This is a genomic window from Paenibacillus sp. FSL W8-0194 (genome assembly GCF_037969745.1).
In the GTDB taxonomy this organism is placed as follows: Bacteria; Bacillota; Bacilli; order Paenibacillales; family Paenibacillaceae; genus Paenibacillus_AQ; species Paenibacillus_AQ cookii.
This window is the reverse complement of the sequence record NZ_CP150205.1, coordinates 3,803,175-3,820,751: the sequence shown is the minus strand read 5'-3', so window position 1 is coordinate 3,820,751 and position 17,577 is coordinate 3,803,175. Positions and strand designations below refer to the sequence as shown.

Annotated in this window: 15 protein-coding genes and 3 pseudogenes; 15 read left to right on the top strand and 3 right to left on the bottom strand. The window is 55.5% G+C overall.

Annotation, left to right across the window (positions count from 1 at the left end; genetic code table 11):
- Nucleotides 1–33 precede the first annotated feature (33 nt).
- Nucleotides 34–990 (top strand): GNAT family N-acetyltransferase, encoded by a 957-nt coding sequence (locus MKY58_RS17265; RefSeq protein ID WP_339321346.1) that lies wholly within the window; start codon nucleotides 34–36, stop codon nucleotides 988–990.
- A gap of 163 nt (nucleotides 991–1,153) precedes the next feature.
- Here the strand turns inward: MKY58_RS17265 and MKY58_RS17260 are convergent, their stop codons facing one another.
- Complete coding sequence (locus tag MKY58_RS17260) at nucleotides 1,154–1,705, bottom strand: helix-turn-helix domain-containing protein (RefSeq protein ID WP_212948901.1); 552 nt, start codon at nucleotides 1,703–1,705, stop codon at nucleotides 1,154–1,156.
- A 112-nt stretch (nucleotides 1,706–1,817) separates the two neighbouring features.
- Nucleotides 1,818–3,098, bottom strand: coding sequence for an MFS transporter (locus tag MKY58_RS17255; RefSeq protein ID WP_339321345.1), 1,281 nt, complete (start codon nucleotides 3,096–3,098; stop codon nucleotides 1,818–1,820).
- Between the two features lie 343 nt (nucleotides 3,099–3,441).
- Here MKY58_RS17255 and MKY58_RS17250 point away from each other — a divergent pair.
- From MKY58_RS17250 to MKY58_RS17200, 11 genes and pseudogenes are all read left to right on the top strand, one after another.
- A pseudogene (locus MKY58_RS17250) lies at nucleotides 3,442–4,786 on the top strand (ISLre2-like element ISTco1 family transposase).
- Nucleotides 4,787–5,068: 282 nt separating this feature from the next.
- Nucleotides 5,069–5,413 (top strand): 50S ribosomal protein L19, encoded by a 345-nt coding sequence (rplS, locus tag MKY58_RS17245; protein WP_036714491.1) that lies wholly within the window; start codon nucleotides 5,069–5,071, stop codon nucleotides 5,411–5,413.
- A 148-nt stretch (nucleotides 5,414–5,561) separates the two neighbouring features.
- Nucleotides 5,562–6,181 (top strand): annotated as a pseudogene (gene lepB / locus MKY58_RS17240) (signal peptidase I).
- 49 nt (nucleotides 6,182–6,230) lie between these two features.
- Nucleotides 6,231–7,096, top strand: a pseudogene (ylqF, locus tag MKY58_RS17235) (ribosome biogenesis GTPase YlqF).
- Nucleotides 7,097–7,370: 274 nt separating this feature from the next.
- A complete protein-coding gene (locus tag MKY58_RS17230; protein WP_339321344.1) occupies nucleotides 7,371–8,324 on the top strand; it encodes a polysaccharide deacetylase family protein in 954 nt (317 codons plus the stop codon).
- 314 nt (nucleotides 8,325–8,638) lie between these two features.
- Nucleotides 8,639–9,259, top strand: coding sequence for a ribonuclease HII (locus tag MKY58_RS17225; protein WP_339321343.1), 621 nt, complete (start codon nucleotides 8,639–8,641; stop codon nucleotides 9,257–9,259).
- Between the two features lie 75 nt (nucleotides 9,260–9,334).
- Nucleotides 9,335–9,640, top strand: coding sequence for a hypothetical protein (locus tag MKY58_RS17220; protein ID WP_339321342.1), 306 nt, complete (start codon nucleotides 9,335–9,337; stop codon nucleotides 9,638–9,640).
- Entirely contained in the window at nucleotides 9,634–9,837 is a 204-nt protein-coding gene (locus MKY58_RS17215; protein WP_339321341.1) for a hypothetical protein, read from the top strand. Before MKY58_RS17220 ends, MKY58_RS17215 begins: the two co-directional genes overlap by 7 nt.
- A gap of 561 nt (nucleotides 9,838–10,398) precedes the next feature.
- Nucleotides 10,399–11,220 carry a hypothetical protein gene (locus MKY58_RS17210; RefSeq protein ID WP_339321340.1) on the top strand — a complete coding sequence of 274 codons (822 nt, stop codon included), beginning with the start codon at nucleotides 10,399–10,401 and terminating at the stop codon, nucleotides 11,218–11,220.
- Nucleotides 11,217–11,531, top strand: coding sequence for an EscU/YscU/HrcU family type III secretion system export apparatus switch protein (locus MKY58_RS17205; RefSeq protein ID WP_339321339.1), 315 nt, complete (start codon nucleotides 11,217–11,219; stop codon nucleotides 11,529–11,531). Before MKY58_RS17210 ends, MKY58_RS17205 begins: the two co-directional genes overlap by 4 nt.
- Nucleotides 11,516–11,899, top strand: coding sequence for a YraN family protein (locus MKY58_RS17200; protein WP_339321338.1), 384 nt, complete (start codon nucleotides 11,516–11,518; stop codon nucleotides 11,897–11,899). The genes MKY58_RS17205 and MKY58_RS17200 overlap by 16 nt, the downstream gene beginning before the upstream one ends.
- Nucleotides 11,900–12,054: 155 nt before the next feature.
- Here MKY58_RS17200 and MKY58_RS17195 read toward each other — a convergent pair whose 3' ends face one another.
- Nucleotides 12,055–13,632, bottom strand: a complete 1,578-nt coding sequence (locus MKY58_RS17195; protein ID WP_339321337.1) for a YifB family Mg chelatase-like AAA ATPase — start codon at nucleotides 13,630–13,632, stop codon at nucleotides 12,055–12,057.
- Between the two features lie 538 nt (nucleotides 13,633–14,170).
- On the opposite strand from MKY58_RS17195, the gene sucC reads away from it, so the two are divergent.
- The 3 genes from sucC (at nucleotide 14,171) to dprA (ending at nucleotide 17,523) form a co-directional block, all read left to right on the top strand.
- Nucleotides 14,171–15,331, top strand: a complete 1,161-nt coding sequence (gene sucC, locus MKY58_RS17190; protein WP_036706887.1) for an ADP-forming succinate--CoA ligase subunit beta — start codon at nucleotides 14,171–14,173, stop codon at nucleotides 15,329–15,331.
- A gap of 36 nt (nucleotides 15,332–15,367) precedes the next feature.
- A complete protein-coding gene (sucD, locus tag MKY58_RS17185) occupies nucleotides 15,368–16,297 on the top strand; it encodes a succinate--CoA ligase subunit alpha (protein ID WP_212948912.1) in 930 nt (309 codons plus the stop codon).
- Between the two features lie 110 nt (nucleotides 16,298–16,407).
- The gene (gene dprA / locus MKY58_RS17180) at nucleotides 16,408–17,523 is read left to right on the top strand and encodes a DNA-processing protein DprA (protein WP_339321336.1); all 1,116 of its coding nucleotides are present in this window, start codon (nucleotides 16,408–16,410) and stop codon (nucleotides 17,521–17,523) included.
- The last annotated feature ends 54 nt before the right edge of the window (nucleotides 17,524–17,577 follow it).

Sequence of the window (17,577 nt, the reverse complement as noted above, 5' to 3'; positions counted from 1 at the left end):
AATATTTATTCTACTTTTCCGGGGGGACTTCATGTGAATATCATTCCGCTGCATAAGGATTGGCTGGCTGCCATGTGCGAGCTTTGGAATCGGGAGCTTGGCGGGCTTTTTCCGATGCGCGAGCAGCTCATGCGCCAAAATACGTTCCAGGATCAAAACGTTTACGCAGCCGGCTCTAAGCTGGCGGTCGATGACGAGGGCCGTCTAGCAGGTTTCGTCATTGCGAAAATATGGCAGGAAGAGCAGCGCAGCATGAAGCTTGGCGACGGCGGAGGCTGGATTCAGGCGATTCTAGTCCGCAGCGATGTCAGAGGGCAAGGCGTCGGCAGCCGTTTGCTGGAACAGGCGGAGCAGGCGCTCCGTGACGCAGGCGCCCAGCTGGCTTATGTCGGACGGGATCCTTGGCATTACTTCCCGGGAATTCCCCATGAGCTGCCCGATGCCAAAACCTGGTTTGCGCGCAAAGGCTATGAAGTGCTGTACGACGTATATGACTTGGTGAATACATCGGGCGAACACGAAGGACGCCAGCAGTATGTTGACGGGGCTTACGCCCGTCTGCTCGAAGCCGGGGACCGGGACGAAATGCTGCGCTTTTTCAAACGCTGCTTCCCCGGCCGCTGGCTTTACGAAGCGGAAACGTATTGGGAACGCGGCGGTACGGGGCGCGAGTTTGTCGGATTGTTTAAGGACGGCGAAATGATCGGCTTTTGCAGGGTCAATGACGATCAATCTCCGCTGATTGCCCAAAACACGTATTGGGCCCCGCTGTTTGAGAGCCCGCTAGGCGGCATCGGACCGCTTGGCGTGGACGACCGTTTCCGCGGAAAAGGCTATGGGCTGGCGATCGTCAAGGACGGCGTTGCCGAACTCGCAAGCCGCGGCGTCAAAAACCTGGTCATCGACTGGACCGGATTAATCGATTTTTACGCCAAGCTCGGATTTACGGTATGGAAGGGTTATGACCTTGCCAAAAAAGATTTGAAGTAATCGATTCGGGCAGGCGTCAACGCCCGGAACACAAAAAAACCTCGGCATGCCAGCCGAGGTTTTTTCGCATTAAGGCTTCGGGTCAGACCTACCCGCACGGCCGCATGGGAAAACGAAACCCGCCATTCCCAAGGAATCGAAGCGCGTGCGGGGATGTACCCGTTTAATCGTCCGTCCATTTGGTAATCGTCGTAAAAATATCGTATTTTTCTTGGCCCTCATGTTTGCGTTTATGATGCTCTTCCACGAAACGATTGATTTTTTCGAAAAATTCCTTCGCTTCCTCTTCGGTCAGGTACACTTCGGAATGCGTCAAATTGCCATGGGGCTGATCCATGCTTTGGGCTTTCAAAAATCTTTGCTTGTTTTCTTCGTACAAATCCGAAAGGAGCTTTTGCGTTTCCGAGATAAAGATCTTTTTTGCGGCTTCGTCGGCGCCGTCGTCGCGTTTGATCCGTACCGCCCCTTTGAATGCCTCGTAATATTTGGCGTTTATGCCGTTGATTTCTTTCGTACTTACCACGTGAATCATCCCGATGCTTTCCAGCTTTTTGGCGTGATAATAGACCTTCGCGGGCACTTCGCCCATGTCGTCGGCAATTTCTTTGATGGTCGCCGGGTGATCCATCCGCTGGAAATGGCTTAATATTTTCATTCGGTAAGGGTCGGAGTAAATCCGTATTTCCTCAATCGTGCTCAGTTCCTTCGTTTCCAATACAATCGCACCTCATTATTTCCTGCTTTTACGATCAGAGCATTTTGTCAATAAGCCTATTATATCGCCCGAAGGGATAAAGCACAAAGAATGTTTGTTTGCCTCCGGCGATTTAGATGCTCATGAAGCTTTTCTGGCTCAGAAGCAGCAGTCCGGGAACGATCATCATCAGCCCGAACACGAGAAACACCACGTTGGCGCTCAGCAGAGTGCCCGCAAAGCCGGCGATGACGCCGCCCAGAGGGATCATGCACGTGACGATCATGCTGGACAACGCTCCGACGCGCCCAAGCATATGCTGCGGCGTAACCTCCATCGTATACGTTGACATCGGCGTGTTGACGAACGAAATGGCAAAACCCATGCCGAAGCTGAACAGGGCGGCCGCATACAGCGGGTTATGGGCAAACAAAGGCGGAACGTACAGAAGGCTGTAGGCCGCCCCAAGCAGCAGAAAGCCAAATACGATGAGGGAGCTTTTTTTGTAACGCGAGCCTTTTTGGCTGATCCATAAACCGCTGAGGATCATGCCGACGACGAGCGTAATGCCGAGCAGGCTGAGACCGAAGGGGCCGGAGCGGAGCACTTCTTTCACATAGACGGGCTGCAGCACGTTCCAAGGACAAAGGCACAGGTTCACGAACGCGCCGGCCAGCATGGTCATCAGAATGAGCGGTTTTTGCTTAACGAATCGCAGGCCGGAAACAAACTGCTTCCAATAAGAGCTTTTGGCCGTTGCTGCGGCATCCCCGGTTTCTTCGTCCGCCTGTCGGGCATCCGGCTGCGGCCGCACGAAGAAAAACAGCAGGGCTTCGATCAAAAAAGTGGCGGCATCGACGACCATCGTGCCGGAAATGCCGACCAGGGCAATGAGCCCGCCTGCGGCGGCCATCCCTCCAAGCTCGGCGGTCCGGGAGGCGGAAGAGGTCAGCGAATTTCCGGTCAAAAGCAATTCTTTGGGCAAAAGACGGGGAACAAGCGACATCTCCGCAGGCGTCGAAAAACATTCGAAAGTGGAGTTGATCAGCGTCACGGCAAATAAATGCCAAGGCTCGAGAAGGCCGGTAAAATACAGCAGCGCGGTCAACGATACCATGACTCCCCGTCCGGTGCCGGCGATGATGACGATGTGTTTTTTGGACCAGCGGTCAACCAAAACGCCCGTAAAAGGGCTGAAGGCGATCCCCGGGATAAAATTGACCGCAAACAGCGTGCCCATGAGCACTTCGGACCCTGTCAGCATGTAAACCATCCAGCTGTACGCGATGGAATCGACCGAATCCCCAAAACGCGAAATGATTTTTGCAGCCATCATGACCAGGTAAGAGCGGTGAGCGCTTAACGCCCGAATCCCCTGCCGGGGGAGCGATTGAACCAAAACCGTTTCACTCATGTCCACAACTCCATTCAAAAATTATTGACGATAAAATAATTTTAACGTTAGATTTATTTTATTTATATTCAAGATAATTTCAAGAGGTTTTTGAAAGAACGTCAAAATTTTTTTAATGATTGATTCTAAAGGCTTTGTTGGAAATCAATATGCTTAGATGAAGCGTTCGTAACACGAAAAACCCGCGTAGGTTTGGACACGAGGGGAAACCGGCCGAAGCTTGTTCAAGATAGTGTAAAATCTCTGTGGGTGTAGGAATTGGAAAAAGCGGATATAGAAAAAGAGCTTCTCCCTTGGTAAAGTGATGTTTGACGCACAACACACCAAGAAGGAGGAAGCTCCTGTGAGCCACTTTACCACAATAATGCCGACGATGAAAGAGATTGAGCAATGGATTTTCCGGAAAATGCAGGAGGAATTCGCTCGTGCGATGAAGCAGGTGCTGGAGGCGCTGGATCAGCAGATCCTGGAGCAACGGGACCGAGAGCGTTATCGAGTAAAGGACGAGCGTGAAACAAGCGTCAACACAGTGTTCGGGAATGTGCGCTTTAAGCGGAGATTGTACTGTGACCGTAGAAGCGGCAAACACGTGTATCTGCTGGATCAGCTGTTGCAATTCGAAGGGCGCGGGAAAGTCAGTCCGCATTTGGAAGAGACAGCAATCGCATTCGCAAGCCAAGGACCGTCGTACCGGGACAGCGCAAAGCGGCTGGAGCAGCTTTTGGGCTACAATGTGCTGAGCCACCAAGCGATCAGGGAAAAACTGATGGAGCGTGCGCAACAGCCGATGCCAGCGGTGAAACGGCGCGCTGCCCGCGTGCTGTTCGTGGAAGTGGATGGGCTGTACACGAAGCTGCAGCGGAGCAAAAAGCGCGGGATGGAGAACGCAATTGCAGTCGTACACGAAGGCTGGGAGAAGAACGGCAAGCGGGTACAGCTGAAGAACAAACAGCATTACCTGCATACGAGCGGCGGCGACTTCTGGGAAGGGTTCGGGGACTTTCTGGTGGAGCGTTACGAAATCGACGAGAACACGTGGCTTGTGGTGAACGGAGACGGCGCGGCGTGGATCGGGGAATGTACATCCTACTTTCACCAATGTCTGTACATGCTGGACCGCTTTCATGTGGCGCGTGATTTGAAACGCTTTGTTGGTCATTTGCCGCAGGTGTGGGAGACCGTGAGACGGTCTTTGGCCAAACAGGATGCAGCCGCGCTTATGGCGGTCCTGGAAGGCGTGTCGGAGCAAGAGATAGCGGAAGAGAACCGGAAGGATTGGAAGCCGTATAAAAGATTTCTAAAGCGGCATGAGAAGCATTTGGACGACTACCGAAAAACACTCCAGGCGAAGGGGATCGACACAAGCGGCATGCGCCCGATGGGAAGCGCGGAATCGCAGATGCGTATATTCGCCAAGCGGACGAAGCGTGGCGGGTACAGTTGGAGTGAGCGAGGCGTCAGGGCGATGCTGAGGACGATGATGAGGATTCAAGAAGCGGGCACGGTGGTAAGAACGGTTGAAGGACAAGCGAGTAAGCAGGCAACGCCGCAGCAGTCGATAAACATGCGGCAATTGCTCAAGAACGTGACGCAATATCAAGGGTTGTATCGCTGGAATGATTCGCATGCTGCAAGGACCGAAGCAAAGCAGCACAACGGGTATGGCACTCAAAGCACTTCGCGGATAACGGCAAAAAATTCTGACAAATCACTTGTGTTTGATGAAAGAACGAAGCAAAGCGCTTACAAGGAAGAGGTTCCTTCGGGGTTCGCGTTCCAGGCATCTTAAATGACTGCCCACGCTAGCTTGACACTGACCTTGTTCAATTCATGGTTGCAAACCGGGATCTTAGCAGATGATACAATTAACGCTGTTGTGTGGAATACGGTGGTCCGCTGCGGATGATGAAGGAAGACGAAGGGTTTTCCGGAAGAGGCAAGAACACCTGTACGGAAGGAGGGAGTCCTAGATGAATATCCTACAAGCGATCACTCAAGAACAGCTTCGTAAAGATATCCCAAGTTTTCGTCCTGGAGACACTTTGAAAGTGTACGTAAAGGTTATCGAGGGATCTCGCGAACGTATCCAGCTGTTCGAAGGTGTTGTTATTAAACGTCGCGGTGGCGGAATCAGTGAGACTTTTACGGTTCGTAAAATTTCTTACGGTGTTGGCGTGGAAAGAACTTTCCCGATCAACTCGCCAAAAATCGATAAAATCGAAGTGGCTCGCCGTGGTAAAGTGCGTCGTGCGAAGCTTTATTATCTTCGTGAACTTCGCGGTAAAGCAGCGAGAATTAAAGAAATTCGCCGTTAATATGCGGTGCAGCGTAAAGGGCTTGATTTCAAGCCCTTTTCGTTTTAGGATAAGAAATGTTACGGCTCCGTATAGGAGCTTTTCTTTTCGGCAAAAAATGAAAATGCGGCAAGCTCATGAAAATGATGCGAGGAGAGGACGGTGACGTATGCAGCAGGACATTCAGAGCGACGGGGTGGAATTGCAGGAGCGGGATCAGAAACCACCCAAAAAAGCGAAAAATGAAGTTGTGGAATGGTTAAAAGCGATCGTCATTGCTTTAATTCTGGTAGCTCTCATCCGCTGGCTTCTCTTTAAACCGTTTATTGTGGACGGGCCTTCGATGAAGCCGAATTTCCATACGGGAGAACGGCTGATCGTCAATGAAATTTTATACGACATCCGGAAGCCGCAGCGCGGAGAAGTCATTGTGTTCCACGTTCCTTCCGAAGGCAAGGATTTCATTAAGCGGGTCATCGCCGTTGCGGGCGATACGGTAAAGGTCGAAGGGGATACGGTAACGGTAAACGGCAAGCCGTCAACGAAACTTACATACAGGGCGCGATTGAAGAAAGCCACAAAGAGGGCAAACTGTATAACGACAAGGATTTTCCGAACACCGCGTTCCCGGACGGGAAAGTTCCGGAAGGCCATGTGTTCGTGATGGGCGACAACCGTTCCGACAGCACGGACAGCCGGATGATCGGATACGTGCCGCTTAGCGATATCGTCGGACGCGCGGATTTGATTTTCTGGCCGATCAAGGACATCCAATTGATCAAACATTAAAACCATCTACCTACAAGCGGCTGGTTAAGGCAAAAATGAGGTGATGACGGTGACGATTCAATGGTTTCCAGGTCATATGACAAGAGCGCGCCGCCAAATACAGGAAAAGCTGAAGCTGATCGACGTGGTCATCGAATTGATCGATGCCCGTCTTCCGCTGTCCAGCCGCAATCCGATGATCGATGAAATATTGCAGGGCAAGCCGCGGCTGATCATTATGAACAAGGCGGATTTGGCGGATGCCGCGGTCACGAAGGAATGGCAGCTTTATTTCAAGGAGCAGGGGCATGCGGCATTTCCGGTGGACGCTTCCAGCGGAACCGGGGTCAAGGACATTCCGGGCCAGCTGAAGCTGCTTTTGAAGGAAAAGATCGACAAACAAATCGCCAAAGGCATGAATCCGCGGGCGATCCGGGCGCTGATCGTCGGCATTCCGAACGTCGGCAAATCGACGCTGATCAACCGGCTTGCCGGGCGCAGCATCGCGGCGACGGGCGACCGTCCGGGCGTAACGAAAGGCCAGCAGTGGATCAAGGTGGGCGGCGAAATCGAGCTGTTGGATACGCCGGGCATTTTATGGCCGAAATTCGAGGACCAGAACGTCGGTTACAAACTGGCCGTCACGGGAGCGATCAAAGAGGAGATCCTGAACGCCGAGGATATCGCTTTTTTCGCCGTGCAATATTTGGTCAGATACTACTGGGACGCGTTCCGGGAACGCTTTGAGCTTGACGAAAACACTCCGCATAACCCGGATGACAGCGATGAAATCGTGGCCATCATGGAAGCGGTCGGCCGCAAACGCGGCTGCTTGGTGAGCGGGGAAGGGTCGATCTGGAGAAGGCTTCCAAGACGCTGCTGAGGGAGCTTCGCGCAGGCAAAATGGGCCGCTTTTCCCTTGAATCGCCTTATTGATCTTGATAGCATATTGAAATCGATCCAGCCGCCGGAAGGCGGCTTTTTTGTGTTTCAAGGAGAGAGCCACCAGCCGGCTCTTTTTTTGCCGCGGTCGTTTCCGCGAAGCCAAGGTTTCGTTCCCGTACGCCAGGATGCCGGGCGACTTTTTCTAGCGGACTTTGAATATAAAAATATCAGCAGCGATCAAACGCCAGGAAAAAAGGGCAAGGGCTGCCGGGGATCTCAGGGGTTTACGGGAACAAGCGAAACTAAGGCGCAAGGGGAGAGGCGATTGAAGCGGAAACGGCTGGTGACGGCAGGAGCGGTTGCGGTGCTCATCGGTGCGGCAAGCTCCCTGCCGATGGGAGGGCAGGCAGCTGTTGAGGGAGGGTTCGTGCAGCCTGCGCCGAGGATGACGGCGGTTACGCCGGCAGGAGTGAACGGTCAAGCGCTCAATGCGGCAGCCAAAACGGGAATCGGGACGGGGCCTATTCAGGAGGAGCCCGGGGGCGGCGGCATTCCGGCGCCGCTTCGGGATACCTCTTTTCAACAAGAACATCCGGCTAAGGTTTATTACCGCGATAAGGTGATTGCGTTAATGTACCACGAGGTGACGCCCGGTCAAAAAAACAAGCAGAGCTTGAATGCCGCCAAGTTTGAACGTCAGTTGATCCTGATGAAAGAGAATGGCTTCCAATGGATCACGATGAAGCAATACGCGGATTTTGTTTTGCATGGCAAATCCGTGCCCCCGAACGCGGTGCTCATGACTTTCGATGACGGGTACGAGTCGTTTTACGAGTACGTCTACCCGCTCTTGCTCAAGTACCGGGTCCCTGCGACGAGCTTCCTGATCGTCGGCACGATCGATCATCCGCAGCATGCCGGGATTCCGAAGCTGAGCTGGAAGCAGGTGCAGGAAATGCACGCCAGCGGCGTCGACTTTTACAGCCACTCCTTCGACTCGCATCAGTATGCGCCGCTGGATGCCGCAGGGAAACGGTCCAAAGCGATTTTAAGGGGGCCGGGCTTACAGCAAACAGCTTGGCCGCAAGGAGACGCAAGAGGAATATGCCGCCCGGGTGCGGCGGGATCTGGAAAAAGCCAATGCCGTGCTGCGCGAGAAAATCGGCAACGAAATGCATGTCATCGCCTTCCCTTACGGCGTGTTTTCGCCCTCATTGCTTCGGATATGCAAGGACCTGGATATGCGGGTATCCTTCACGGTGCTTTCGGGCATCAATAGACCAGGGGGCTCAACGGATACCGCATAAATGCAGGGGGCGCGGACAATGATCCGGAACGCCTGATTGAAGTGATGAAGCGGGGGGCGGTTCCCGGGGGAAAACAAACGCCGGCGGCAAAGAGGGGTCAGGGAAAACCGGCCGCTTCGCAGCAGAAACCGCCGAACCCGCAGGGCATCCATCTGCGGATTGCCGAGGACTGAACGGAAAATAACGGGAAAGCCATGCAGCTCCGCGCCGAATCCAGTATAATGTGGAGAGCGAAGCTTGAGCGGACAGGGAACCCTGGCCGCCTATGGGAGCAGGGAGGAACAGCATGACGGACTTGTTGAAGCATGAAAAAGAATATTGGGAACAATCCTATCGATATATCGCCGGCATTGATGAAGTAGGGCGCGGTTGTTTGTTCGGGGACGTGGTCGCCGCGGCCGTCATTCTTCCGGCCGGGCTGGTGCTGGAAGGCGTGGACGATTCCAAAAAGCTGAGCGAGAAAAAACGCGAGGCGCTGTACGAACAAATCCTGGATCAAGCTGTGGACGTGTCGGTAGGCTATGCGGATGCCGAGACGATCGACCGCATCAACATCAAGCAGGCGGCCAGGCTGGCGATGAAAAGGGCGGTTCTCGGATTGTCCGTGGCGCCGGACGTATTGTTCATCGACGCCGAGAAGGTGGACGTCGACCTGCCGCAGCTATCCATGATCAAAGGGGACGCCAGCAGCCAATCCATCGCGGCGGCATCGATTGTCGCCAAAGTGACGCGGGACCTACTTTGCAAAGGGGAATGGGAAGCGAAATATCCCGAATACGGAATCGCGATACATAAAGGTTACGCCACCAAACTTCACCGCGAGCAGATTCTTGCCCTGGGGCCGACGCCGATGCACCGGCGCAGCTTTTTGAAAAACCTGGAGGTCGTGCAGGAAACCTTGTTTTAGGGCGTTTCTTCACAGCCGGAAGGCTGGCGCCGATATATAGAAAAAAGGGTTCGTACGACTGAAGGAGGAAGAGGCGTGAATATCGGTTCGTTGATTCGCGGCATGCTCGGCGACGCCAAGACGGGGGATGCCAAGCAGCTCGAGATGAAAACAGGCCAGGTGGTCAGAGGCATGGTGCTCAGCGTCTCGGAGGACGGCCAGGAGGCCGTCGTGCAGATTCAAGGGGTCAAGGTGAGGGCGATGCTTGAGACGCCGCTGCAGGAGGGGCAGGCGACGCTCCTGCAAGTGCAGCCGCCTGCAGCCGGAGGCATGCTCGTATTGAAGCCGTTGTCCGGCTCGCCCAATGCCTCGCTGCCGCGAAATCGGTTGCCGACGTGCTGAATGCGCTCGAGCTTGCGGACACGGAAGAAAACCGGACGATGATTCAAGCGATGCAATCAAGCGGGGTTCCATTGACGAAGGAAAACGCGGAGCTGTTCGGCCGGATGCTGCAGCAAAAGCCGGCGTCCGTGCCAACGGCGGAATGGATTCAGGCCGCTGCGATCGCGCTGCAGCGTGGCCTGCCCGTGACCGCATGAAAGCGTCCGCGGCTTACAGCAGGCGGTTTTGGCGCGCCGGCTTCACGAACTGCTCTCGGCGCTCGAAGCGCAGCTGGAAGGGGCGCTTGCTTCGTCCGGACAAACGAAACCTGCGGCGGGAGCGGGGACGCCGCATGGCGCTTGATCAGGCTGCGCTGTCCGGGGCTAACGGCATGGCCGCCGCCAAGGAAACGGAGCCGCAGCAAGGGATCGCTTCTCCGGCGAAAGAAGGCGCAGCCGGGCAGGAACCAGGAGCAGCTGCCGCAAAGGCGGGTGCCCTCCATGCCGCGGATCGCGGGCTGCAGCCGCTGCTGGACAAGCTGCAGCAGGTGCTGCTGCAGCTGCGCGCCGCGCCTGCCCTGGCCGGGCTCCAGGGCAGCGGCGTAGCGCGGCGCCGCAGGCAGGCGTGCCGGGGGGAGCGGCGCCGCCGCAAGAGCCGGGGCGCAGGCGGCCTCTGGCGGCCCGGCGGCGCCAGAGGCGAAGCCGCCCCAGACCCCCGGCGCGGAGCCGTGGGTCGGGCGGCTTCTGAAGCTGCTCGGTGCGGAGCACGAGCAGCAGGGCGTGCGCGGGGCGATGCCGCCCGCGCAAACGGCGGCCGCGGCGCAGAGCGCGCGGCCGGAAGCCCCTGCACCGGCCATGGGCCAGGGTGCAGCGGCGGTGCACGCGGGCGGAGCGGGCCCGCAGCAGCCTGCGGCCGCGGACGAAGGTCCGGCCGCGCAAGGGCAGCAGGCCCGCCCGGCGGCTGCCGGCATACAACCGGCAGCCGCGCAGATCCCGGCCGCGGAAACGGCCGGGGTTCGCGCCGAGCATGCCTTGCAGGGCCCGGGCACGCAGCACGACACGCTGAAGGGCATTTTGCTTCAGCTGGTGAATCACGACGACACGCCGCCGCAGCTCAAAGAAGCGGCGCAGCAGCTCGTTTCGCATTTGACGGGCCAGCAGCTGCTATTGAATACGGACCGTACGGCCCCGTTCGCCCAAGTAACGCTTCTGCTGCCGCTGAACGGGCCGGACGGGCAGGAGACGGCATCCATCCAGATCCAATCCCGCCGGGGGGCCAAAGGCGAGCTGGATGCGTCCAACTGCCGTTTATGGTTCGACCTGCAGATGAAACATCTTGGACAGACGCTCGTGGACGTGCAAGTCGTCGACCGGATCGTTTCCTTAAAAGTGCATAACCGGCACGAATGGGCCGGAGAGCTGCTGGAAAACCACAGGGATGAAATTGCCGGCGCCATCGAGTCGATTGGATATCAGCTGCTGAGCTTAAAGGCGGAGCCCCTGCCCGAAAAGGAACCGGCTTCGCCGTCCGCCATGCAGGCGAAAGCGACGGTCAGCGAATACGTGCCCCAAAGCTACAGAGGGGTGGATTACCGGGTATGAACGCAAAAGGACAAGAGCCGCCTTATACGGTGAAAAAGGCGGTGGCTTTGAAATATACGCCGGATGAAGCCGCGGCGCCCGTAGTGGCGGCCAAAGGCCGGGGCAAAGTGGCCGAGGCGATTCTGGAAAAAGCCAAAGAGCACGGCGTTCCCGTCCAGGAGGATGCCGCGCTGGTGGAGGTGCTGTCCAAGCTGGACCTGGACCAGCAAATTCCTCCCGAGCTTTACCAGCTTGTGGCGGAGGTGCTGAGCTATATTTACCGGACAGACCGCTTGGCACGGGAAAAGGAGAAGGAATGGCTGAACGGATAAAAAGGGAAAAGGATAACCGCCGCGAAAAAGGAGCGGCGGCCGAGCAGGCTGCATGCGTTTATCTGGCGGCCCAAGGTTATGCCATACGAGACCGCAATTGGCGCTGCCGCAGCGGGGAAATCGATATTGTCGCCGAGCTCGGGCGTTTGCTGGTCATCGTGGAGGTTCGAAGCCGGAGCGGCAGCCGTTACGGCACCGCCGCCGAATCGGTGGATTACCGCAAAATCCGGCAGGTTCGCGGCATTGCGTCAACGTACCTGCACTATAAACGGTTTGAGGATCGGGATTTGCGGTTCGACGTCATTGCCATCGAAATGGATGCGGCGCGGAACGTCGTCTCGCTTCAGCATATTGAAGGGGCTTTTTAAAGGAGGCTTATCTTCGAAATTCCAATCAGAAAACAAGGAACACCGTGCCGTGCAACATCAAATGGACTTCGGCCAAACATTTTTCGAATTCTGATTCGAAGAATGGATTCCAGCCTAAAAAGACTTCCTGAAACGCATTTCAGGAAGTCTTTTTTCTACACCGGCGTTTCGGTTTGGGGCCGGTCCAGGTTCCGGTACTGGATCGCCTCCGCGACATGGGAGGAGAGGATGTTTTCCTTTCCGTCCAGATCGGCGATCGTCCGGGAAAGCTTTAAAATCCGGTCATAGGCGCGCATGCTCAGTCCCAAGGCCTCGATCGTCCGATGAAGCATGTCGGCCGTATCCGGATCGAGCTTCGTGAACCGCCGGAGCGCTGTGCCGCTAAGCTCGCTGTTCCAGTTCATCTGGAGCATTCGGTAACGCCTTACTTGCCTTTCATGCGCTTCCAGCACTTGCGCACGCATGTCCGCGGAGGACAGGCTGAACTTTTCTTTCGTCCATTCCCTGGGCCTCGGCACGTCGACCTGCAGATCGATCCGGTCCAGCAGCGGGCCGGAAATTTTGGAGCGGTAATGCGCGATTCTTGCCGGACTGCATGTGCACGGATGACCGGGGTGCTCGCTGCCCCAATACCCGCACGGGCAAGGGTTCATCGATGCGGCCAGCATGAATCTTGCCGGGAAGGTATGGACCGCCCTTGCCCGGCTGATCGTCACGCATTTGTCCTCCAGCGGCTGCCGCAGCACCTCCAGCACCTGCCGGTTAAACTCGGGCAGTTCGTCCAGAAACAGGATGCCGCGATGCGCCAGGCTGACCTCCCCCGGCTTCGGTATCGTTCCGCCGCCGATCAAACCGCCGGTCGAAATCGTATGATGCGGGGAACGGAACGGCCGGGTCCGCAGCAGGCCTGCCGCCGGTTCCTTCAGTTTTCCCGCGGCGCTGAAAATTTTGGTCGTCTCCAGAGCCTCCTGCTCCGTCATGGGCGGGAGAATAGTGGGCAGGCGTTTGATCAGCATCGTTTTACCCGTTCCCGGCGGACCGATCAGCATGATGTTATGCATGCCTGCCGCCGCGATCGTTAATGCCCGTTTCACGTGATGCTGTCCGAGAACGTCCGCATAATCTTCGGCTTGATGCGTTTCTTGCCCGGGCGGATGGCTGGAAACAAACCGCAGGCCCGCCAAAGACGAAATCCGCAGCGGACTCGCGGCCGCCAGCCCGGCCTCCTTTTCCCCGAGAGCGAAGAGCTCTTTCAAATGGTTGAGTGCATAAATATTCATGTTTTCGATGAGGGATGCTTCGGCGGCGTTATCCTTGGGGAGCAGGACGGCGGTAAATCCCTCGCGTTTGGCCCGGTCAACCATCGACAATACGCCCGTCACCGGCCGCAGGCTTCCGTCCAGCGCCATTTCCCCGATCATGAGAAGCTTTTCGTCTCCGGGAAGGACGAGCTGACCGCTGGTGCACAAAATACCGAGGGCGATGGCCAGGTCGAAGGCGGAGCCTTCCTTGCGCAAATCGGCCGGCGCCAGGTTGATGGTCGTACGCTGCAAGGGGAAGGTGAACCCGCAGTTTTTGATTCCCGCCCGAACGCGTTCCACCGCCTCGCGAATGGCCGAGTCGGGCAAGCCGATGATCGACGTTTGGGGAAGACCGTTCGAAATATCGACCTCAACCTGGATCAGAACCCCATCAATTCCGTATAAACATGCACTGTACATTTTTCCGTACATACGACAAAAGCACCCTTTCCAAACAGATCGGTTCTACTGCCCAAATGCAGCGACGTGTCTGTCGAAAAAAGGTGCTTCCTTATTTTCGAACATCGATATTGATCAAATTGTAATTTTGCGGCAGGGAAAAGTCAAGGCTGCTGTTTAGGGGAACTGCGGATATCCTTCGGGAACGTCATTGCAAAAGCTGCCAAAGGATTAATATTTTCCAAATGTTGTGGTAATATAAGCCGGGAAGCGAGGGAAAAGCGCTGAGGCCTAAGGGGAGCGGCCGGCCGGTCTAAAAGTGTCGATTTTTCAGGCCCGGTTGGAGTAGACAAGCAAAATCCGGAGCCGGAGAACAACAAAACGAATAATTATGGAAAAAAATCCCAAATATTCTCTCAAACGGATTAAACCGATATCAAAAAGCTGTCGATATTCCCTCAGTTTCTTAAGGTAAGCGTTTTAAAAACGTGGTACAATAGCTTGGGTTTATATTATTTTCCAAGAGAAAAGCCCGCCTTGTAGCAGTCATGTTGATAGGAGGATTCCGTAAATGAATATCCATGAATATCAAGGAAAACAGGTATTGAAGCAGTATGGGGTTACCGTTCCGAACGGAAAGGTCGCTTATACGGTGGAAGAAGCCGTCGAAGCGGCGAAAGAGCTTGGCAGCCAGGTCACGGTCGTCAAGGCCCAAATCCATGCGGGCGGACGCGGTAAGGCAGGCGGCGTCAAGGTAGCGAAAAATCTGGACGAAGTCCGCGCCTACGCCGAAGAAATCCTCGGCAAGGTTCTCGTTACGCATCAGACAGGTCCGGAAGGGAAGGAAGTAAAACGTCTTCTCATCGAAGAAGGCTGCGATATCCGGAAGGAATATTACGTGGGCGTCGTCGTCGACCGCGCAACGGGACGCGTCGTGATGATGGGATCGGAGGAAGGCGGCACGGAGATCGAAGAAGTGGCTGCGAAAACTCCGGAGAAAATTTTCAAGGAAGTTGTTGATCCGGCCGTAGGACTGCAGGTTTTCCAAGCCCGCAGACTTGCTTATGCCATCAACATTCCGAAAGAATTGGTAAACAAAGCCGTTCAATTTATGATGGCCCTTTATACGGCTTTCGTGGATAAAGACTGCTCGATCGCGGAGATCAACCCGCTGGTTGTGACGGGTGACGGCAACGTCATGGCGCTGGACGCCAAACTGAACTTTGACTCCAACGCATTGTTCCGCCACAAGGACATTCAGGAGCTCCGCGATCTGGACGAAGAAAACGAAAAAGAAATCGAAGCATCCAAATACGACCTGAGCTACATCGCCCTTGACGGCAACATCGGCTGCATGGTTAACGGCGCGGGCCTTGCCATGGCAACGATGGATATCATCAAATACTACGGCGGCGACCCTGCCAACTTCCTTGACGTTGGGGGCGGCGCAACCACCGAGAAAGTAACGGAAGCGTTCAAAATCATTCTCTCCGACGAGCAGGTCAAAGGCATTTTCGTCAACATTTTCGGCGGCATCATGCGTTGCGACGTCATCGCCGAAGGCGTGGTCGAAGCGGCGAAACAGCTTGGTTTGACCCGTCCGCTGGTCGTGCGCCTGGAAGGCACCAACGTGGATCTCGGCAAGAAGATTTTGGCCGAATCCGGCTTGAACATCGTTCCAGCCGATTCCATGGCCGACGGCGCGCAAAAAATCGTCTCGCTCGTAAAATAAGGACCTTTAAATAAGATTAGGGGATGTGAACGAATCGTGAGTATTTTGGTCGATAAAAATACAAAAGTGATTACCCAGGGCATCACCGGGAAAACCGCCCTTTTCCATGCAAAAGGAGCCCTTGATTACGGAACGCAAATGGTGGGGGGCACTTCCCCGGGCAAAGGCGGCACAACCGTCGACATCGAGCTTGAAAACGGAACGTCCGTCAGCCTGCCCGTGTTCAATACGGTTGCCGAAGCCAAAGCGGCTACAGGCGCCACGGCGAGCGTTATTTACGTACCGCCGGCATTTGCCGCGGATTCCATCATGGAAGCGGTTGAAGCCGAAATGGAGCTCGTCATCTGCATCACCGAAGGCATTCCGGTGCTTGACATGGTCAAGGTTGCCCGTTACATGGAAGGCAAAAAGACCGTCCTGATCGGACCGAACTGCCCTGGCGTCATCACGCCCGGCGAATGCAAAATCGGCATCATGCCCGGCTACATCCATACGCCTGGCCATGTAGGCGTCGTATCCCGCAGCGGAACGTTGACGTACGAGGCCGTCCATCAGCTGACGACCCGTGGCATCGGCCAATCCACGGCGGTGGGCATCGGCGGCGACCCGGTCAAAGGCACGGAATTCATCGACGTGCTGAAGCGTTTTAACGAAGATCCGAATACTTATGCAGTCATCATGATCGGCGAAATCGGCGGCACGGCCGAAGAGGAAGCCGCGGAATGGATCCGCGACAACATGACGAAACCTGTCGTCGGCTTTATCGGCGGCGTTACCGCTCCTCCGGGAAAACGCATGGGCCATGCAGGCGCCATCATTTCCGGCGGCAAAGGCACGGCGAAAGAAAAAATCGCCAAAATGGAAGAGTGCGGCATCAAAGTCGCTCCGACGCCTTCCGAAATGGGCTCCACGCTGGTCGACGTTTTGAAGGAACGCGGCCTGCTGGATAAATGCTTGACACACTAATCCGCATTTGGGTTATTATAGGATCAAAGGTAAGCAACCTTTTATTTCCTCCAGGGGGAATAAAGGGTTGCTTTTTTTGCATTTCAATTCGTTGCCTGAGGTGAATCATGATGAATAAGCGCTGGCTGCTGATCGGTCTGCATGAATTCAAAGGGCTGGGCAGAAAAAGCATCGCACGAATCCTGTCGGAAGGTATGCTGACGGAAGAGATGATCCATTTTAATAGTAGGGATTGGGAAAAATGCGGTTTTTCCGCCGGCCTGTCGGAGCGGTTGGCAAAAGAGCTCACGGCCGACTATATTTTGCGGAAACGGGAAGAAAAAGAAAGGGATGCGGGCACCCGCGTGGTCACCATTTTGGATGGACACTATCCGGCGCTGCTGAAGGAAAGCCCCGATCCTCCGCACGTGCTTTACGGAAAAGGGGATCTCCGGCTGCTCCATGTGCCGTCTGTTGCCATGGTCGGAACAAGGGTTCCGACGGCATACGGGCGGAAAATGGGGGCGGAGCTGGCGCAGGGATTATGCGAAGCGGGACTGGCCGTCGTCAGCGGGCTCGCCAGAGGAATCGACAGCATTTGCCACGAAGCTGCGTTATTATGCGGAGGCAGGACGGTTGCGGTCATCGCGACGGGCATCGATATCGTTTATCCGCCGGAAAACAAATCGCTTTTTGCCAGAATCGGCGATCGCGGATTGATCGTGACGGAATATCCTCCTGGGACAAGACCTCATCCGGGATTGTTTCCGCAGCGGAACCGCATCATTGCCGGCTTGTCGCTGGGCACGATCGTGGTGGAGGCGGATGAACGGAGCGGATCGCTTATTACGGCGGACGCGGCGCTGGATGCGGGGCGCGACGTTTTTGCCGTGCCGGGCCAGGCGAATTCCCCGAAAAGCAGGGGGGCTTTAAACCTGATACGGCAGGGGGCCAAAATGGCCTGCAGCGCGGACGACGTTCTCGAGGAATATGATTCATGGTTGCCAAACCGGCACGAGAATACATACAATAGGGAACGCCAGGTAAAAGAGGCCGCGAGCGGAACGGGCCATTTGACAACCGACGAGCTGCAACTATACCATATACTGGAGCAGGGGCCGTTCACGCTGGACGAACTGCTGCTACGAAGCCGATGGGATTTTGGACATTTGCATTCAGTTCTGTTATCTTTAATCATAAAAAAGCAGATTACCCAATTACCTGGTGCTATATATAAGATCATCTGAACATTGAACGTTTGAAACGCAGAAAATCAAGCGAAACTTTTGACTGTAGGAGAG

What these genes read in the sequence shown, in the direction of transcription:
- rplS (WP_036714491.1), top strand. Translation starts at nt 5,069, where the DNA reads ATGAATATCCTACAAGCGATCACTCAAGAACAGCTTCGTAAAGATATC.
- MKY58_RS17225 (WP_339321343.1), top strand. Translation starts at nt 8,639, where the DNA reads ATGACGGACTTGTTGAAGCATGAAAAAGAATATTGGGAACAATCCTAT.
- sucC (WP_036706887.1), top strand. Translation starts at nt 14,171, where the DNA reads ATGAATATCCATGAATATCAAGGAAAACAGGTATTGAAGCAGTATGGG.
- MKY58_RS17255 (WP_339321345.1), bottom strand. Translation starts at nt 3,098, where the DNA reads ATGAGTGAAACGGTTTTGGTTCAATCGCTCCCCCGGCAGGGGATTCGG.
- MKY58_RS17195 (WP_339321337.1), bottom strand. Translation starts at nt 13,632, where the DNA reads ATGTACGGAAAAATGTACAGTGCATGTTTATACGGAATTGATGGGGTT.
- MKY58_RS17200 (WP_339321338.1), top strand. Translation starts at nt 11,516, where the DNA reads ATGGCTGAACGGATAAAAAGGGAAAAGGATAACCGCCGCGAAAAAGGA.
- MKY58_RS17205 (WP_339321339.1), top strand. Translation starts at nt 11,217, where the DNA reads ATGAACGCAAAAGGACAAGAGCCGCCTTATACGGTGAAAAAGGCGGTG.
- dprA (WP_339321336.1), top strand. Translation starts at nt 16,408, where the DNA reads ATGAATAAGCGCTGGCTGCTGATCGGTCTGCATGAATTCAAAGGGCTG.